This window comes from Haloquadratum walsbyi J07HQW2, from assembly GCF_000415985.1.
Classification (GTDB): Archaea; Halobacteriota; Halobacteria; order Halobacteriales; family Haloferacaceae; genus Haloquadratum; species Haloquadratum walsbyi_B.
Genome location: NZ_KE356561.1, coordinates 3,587,266 through 3,591,026, shown reverse-complemented (window position 1 = coordinate 3,591,026; position 3,761 = coordinate 3,587,266). Strand labels below are relative to the sequence as shown.

At 61.6% G+C, this 3,761-nt stretch carries 5 protein-coding genes and 3 pseudogenes; 6 read left to right on the top strand and 2 right to left on the bottom strand.

Going from position 1 to position 3,761, the window contains the following annotated elements:
- A pseudogene (locus tag J07HQW2_RS16685) lies at positions 1–881 on the top strand (ATP-binding protein); the annotation flags it as partial.
- Here J07HQW2_RS16685 and J07HQW2_RS20190 read toward each other — a convergent pair.
- Both J07HQW2_RS20190 and J07HQW2_RS16680 read right to left on the bottom strand, forming a co-directional pair.
- Positions 865–1,068, bottom strand: a pseudogene (locus J07HQW2_RS20190) (hypothetical protein); the annotation flags it as partial. The pseudogenes J07HQW2_RS16685 and J07HQW2_RS20190 overlap by 17 nt on opposite strands.
- Positions 1,069–1,085: 17 nt before the next feature.
- The gene (locus J07HQW2_RS16680; RefSeq protein ID WP_048075766.1) at positions 1,086–1,637 is read right to left on the bottom strand and encodes a DUF7342 family protein; all 552 of its coding nucleotides are present in this window, start codon (positions 1,635–1,637) and stop codon (positions 1,086–1,088) included.
- A 124-nt stretch (positions 1,638–1,761) separates the two neighbouring features.
- Between J07HQW2_RS16680 and J07HQW2_RS19465 the strand changes: the two genes are divergently transcribed.
- The 5 genes and pseudogenes from J07HQW2_RS19465 to J07HQW2_RS16660 all read left to right on the top strand — a co-directional run.
- Positions 1,762–1,914, top strand: a complete 153-nt coding sequence (locus tag J07HQW2_RS19465) for a hypothetical protein (protein ID WP_303704354.1) — start codon at positions 1,762–1,764, stop codon at positions 1,912–1,914.
- A gap of 60 nt (positions 1,915–1,974) precedes the next feature.
- Positions 1,975–2,163 (top strand): DUF8012 family protein, encoded by a 189-nt coding sequence (locus J07HQW2_RS16675; protein ID WP_048075765.1) that lies wholly within the window; start codon positions 1,975–1,977, stop codon positions 2,161–2,163.
- An 85-nt stretch (positions 2,164–2,248) separates the two neighbouring features.
- A complete protein-coding gene (locus J07HQW2_RS16670; protein ID WP_021056873.1) occupies positions 2,249–2,629 on the top strand; it encodes a hypothetical protein in 381 nt (126 codons plus the stop codon).
- A 67-nt stretch (positions 2,630–2,696) separates the two neighbouring features.
- A pseudogene (locus J07HQW2_RS16665) lies at positions 2,697–3,344 on the top strand (DUF6735 family protein).
- A 74-nt stretch (positions 3,345–3,418) separates the two neighbouring features.
- On the top strand, positions 3,419–3,761 hold a 343-nt coding region (locus J07HQW2_RS16660; protein WP_021056871.1), incomplete at its 3' end, for a DUF8025 family protein.

Genomic DNA, 3,761 nt, shown 5'->3' with positions numbered 1-3,761 from the left:
GACCGCCAGCGCGAGAAGTTCGTTGAGCAGGTCGCTGACTACTCCGACGACCGCGTGCCCCGGATCGACGGCTTTGGGGTCCTCGACTACCTCGACGAAAAACTCGCTACTGAGCAACTCGTTGTTGTCATCGACGAACTCCCCTACTTGGCCGAGGAGAACGACTCGCTCCCCTCCTATCTTCAGTCGTTCGTCGATGAGCAACTCCAAGGACCGAGTCGATGCTCGTGCTGTGTGGCTCCAGCGTCAGCACGATGGAGTCGGGGGTGCTCGATCACGAGAGTCCGCTGTACGGTCGCCGCACAAGCCAGATCGACGTCCAGTCATTTTCCTTCCGGCAAGCTCGCGACGTCATCGGGTACGATATCGAGGACGCGATTCAGTCGTTCGCCGTCACCGGTGGCACCCCAATGTATCTCACGGTCTTCGACTACGACCAGCCTCTCACGGAGAACATTCGAATCACGATCCTCTCCCCGATAGTTATCCTCTACACCGAACCAGAGTTCCTGCTCCGCACGGAGCTACGGAACTCCGCGCGATACATGAGCATCCTCGAGGCGATCGCAACCGGGCACACGACGCCCAACGAGATATCTGGGGCAACCGGCATCGATTCGGGACCGCTGTCGAAGTATCTTCAGACCCTCCGGCGACTGCGGTTGATCGACCGCGAGGTGCCCGTGACGGCGTCGGCAAAGCAGTCCAAGCGGTCGCGGTACCAGGTGGTCGACAAGTTCCTCCGCTTCTGGTTCCGGTTTGTGGAGCCGAACCGATCCAGCATTGAGGAGGCGCCTGATGTCGTCTATGAAGGGACAATCGAGCCAGAGCTGTCCGATCACGTCGCAACGACGTTCAAGGACGTCTGTCGGGAAGTCGTGCGGTCGCCGTGTCGTACGAGTCACTCAGGAAGGTAGCCGGATCGACATCCGCGATGACGTACCGGGGTCGGCGTCGAGACGGGCGATAGCGGACCTCTTCACACCCTGGCTGGTTCGTCAATCGGTCGTGAACGTCGTGGAGGAGGGTCCGCTGTGTATAGCGGTCGCGACCGGCAAGAAAGATCAGTCTGTGAGAGCGGAGGATTAGCTCGTGGCGCGGTCAGCCACATCCATCATCTGCTCGCGGGCGGCTTCAACATCGGAGTAGAGTTCCAGTGCGTGCTTGATGAGGCGGCGATCCTCCTCGTTCTCGCGCCAGAACGCGATGACGTCGCGGCGGTCCCGGAGCTCCGCACTTGTGAGGTCGCCGTCGGCGAGCGACTGTTCGAGTTCCTCCCACGTCTCGACGTCGTAGGTCGCCTGCCACTCCTCGATCTCCTCGGTAATCGCGGCCAATTCACTCCGCAGCTCCTCGCGGGTGTTTTCCTCGATGAGCGTGCGAATCTCCTCGAAGAGCAGGCGCGTGTAGTCCGGCTGGTGGCGCGTCGTCTCGCCGGCCTCGACGCGACGCAACTGGCCCTGGTCGACGAGATCCTGAAGTTCCTCGTTGGTCGTGCTCCAGGCGGCGTCGGCCTGCTCGCTGATCCAGTTAACTGAGCGGGGTTCGCGAAGTGACTCGGCAACCGCCCGAATGCGGTCGCGGGCGCTCATCGACTCAGTCCACGATTGGACCCCATCTCGCGGGGATTCGGTCATGGTTGGCACCTCTTGGGACAGTGTTCGCGCCCTGCTCTCATATATGTTTGTACTGTCTCGCATAATCAAGAGTTCTTTGCGAGCGAAGGCGTCCGGACGTTGAAATGCGATACCGACAGAAGGTATGAGCCAACCGGTGTACGACCGATATTCTGACTTTGAGGAACTACGACCGACCGTCGAGGCATCCCCCATTCCGGACAGTAGGCTGGACGACGGGTGTGAGAGTGACCCCTTAGCGGCAACGCGTCGCGACGAGCACTGGTGGCGCCTCTGATGCGCCGACGAAAGTCTCGTGAGGAGTCTTTCTGCGCCGGCGAGTGGTGAGGCGCTTCCGATGAATCAGCAAGTCGAACAGGGCTACCGGATGCATCGTGTGCTCAGCAATCTCAGCCGGCTTGATGTCGACCAGTTGGACGACGCGGATCAAGAGCGAGTCGAGACTGCAAGAGACCTTCTGGAAGAAGTGAGCCTACTCACGCGACCAGAAGACGGGAGCGGACCAGACGCCCCAACAGACGACTGATCGTCATCGCCGTCGACGCCAAGGGCACTTCCAGAGTCGGTTTATCGCCCCCAAGAGGGGTGCGGGGCTTCCCGCGAGTCCAGACATGGCGACACTACAAGCTGCGACGACGTCAACCGGCGCGATCGTATCGGATCCGCAGGCAGTCCGCGAGCTCTGTGAGAGCTACTACTTTGGAACGCTCAACTGGGAGGTGACCGAAGACGGAGAGCTCACCATCTGGGGGTACGACGACTTCGAGGTGTACGAGGCGCGGGAGAACGGCCTCCCGGACTACGAGGGAGGTATCGTGACCTACGAATTCCTGCGAGAACTCGCCGACCACCTCGAAACCGACGAAGAGTTCGATATCCAGACGGCAGGGTTCACTAACTGTCGCTTCCCAGTCCTGGCGAAGCGGTACGTCGTTCGCGACGGCGAAGTCCTCCACGCGGACCTCAGTTCCCCCGACCCGATCGACGAGTAGCGTTGTTCGTCCCCCGGGAGGGGTGCGGGGCGATCCAGTCGCGGTCGCCCCGTGAGGTGATTGCTCGATGGGACACCGCGCACTCGTTGCGTACGAACGTACAGACGGACAGTACACGCTCCACTACAGCCATTGGGGCGCAGCGAACCTGAAGCTCAAGCACCGAATCTCGGCTGAATCGCCGTTCGGTGGTGAAGACACCGACTCCAAGTGGGCGAAACAGCTCCTCGCAGAGCTGGCCGATGGCGTCGACGGCTACCTCGCCGACGAAGATCGACCGTCGACGGTCGTCGAGCCGAAGCCCCGCGCCACCGGACTCACCCTGGACGAAATCGTCGCTGACCACCTCGACTACCTCCACCACGAGGCGTTCTTCGTGGTGGCGACGACGTTCGAGGTAACCGCCTATCGGACGCTGTGGTTCGGCCTGCAGTACGAGTCGGAGACAGTCGAACAGGGGGAGACGGTCGGGAACGGCGCGCTCGCGACGGTGCGCTGGTACGACGGCGAGCCGGTCGGCGACGGTCACCTGCAGGGCTAGGTCGCGGCCCTCAAAGACGTCGTCGGCGATATGCTCGACAAAGGCGTCTTCACGCCGTCGACGGCGAGACAGTACCTGAAACGGAAGCTGGCCGAGCGAGTCGGAGACCGACAGGAGCTGCTGATTCCGACCGGGGAATCACCCTTCGAGAAGGCGAGTCTGAACCACTCCTAGTTCGATCTGTTTCGTGGCAGCTGCTGTTTTTCAGGGACCGGAATGAGTGAGCCCCGCCATAGGCTCGTGATTCGATGACCACAGAGGACGACCCGTCTCACGACTGCGAGTTGGATCCCGAGGCGATCCTCGGGACACACACCTTCGAAGACGTCCTGTTCACCGACGACACGGAAACTCCGGTGAACGTGCTCACCGGCGAGACACCGGCACATTCGCAAGCAACCGTCGAGGAAGCGAAGGAGTTCGCTGCGAGTATCGACACGGGGACGCTCCAGATCGCCCTTCCGGCTTCTGTCGAGTCGCAGGTCGAAACACAGAGCAAGCCCTACACGGCAGCTGCATTCTTCCACTTCAAGACGACTGGCTCGCTCGAACGGCACCGCGCCTACCACGCAGCCCACAACTCGGACGCGT

Bases quoted from the DNA above. Each gene is read 5' to 3' on its own strand.
- J07HQW2_RS16670 (WP_021056873.1), top strand. From the start codon at position 2,249: ATGGCGACACTACAAGCTGCGACGACGTCAACCGGCGCGATCGTATCG.
- J07HQW2_RS19465 (WP_303704354.1), top strand. From the start codon at position 1,762: ATGAGCCAACCGGTGTACGACCGATATTCTGACTTTGAGGAACTACGA.
- J07HQW2_RS16675 (WP_048075765.1), top strand. From the start codon at position 1,975: ATGAATCAGCAAGTCGAACAGGGCTACCGGATGCATCGTGTGCTCAGC.
- J07HQW2_RS16680 (WP_048075766.1), bottom strand. From the start codon at position 1,637: ATGACCGAATCCCCGCGAGATGGGGTCCAATCGTGGACTGAGTCGATG.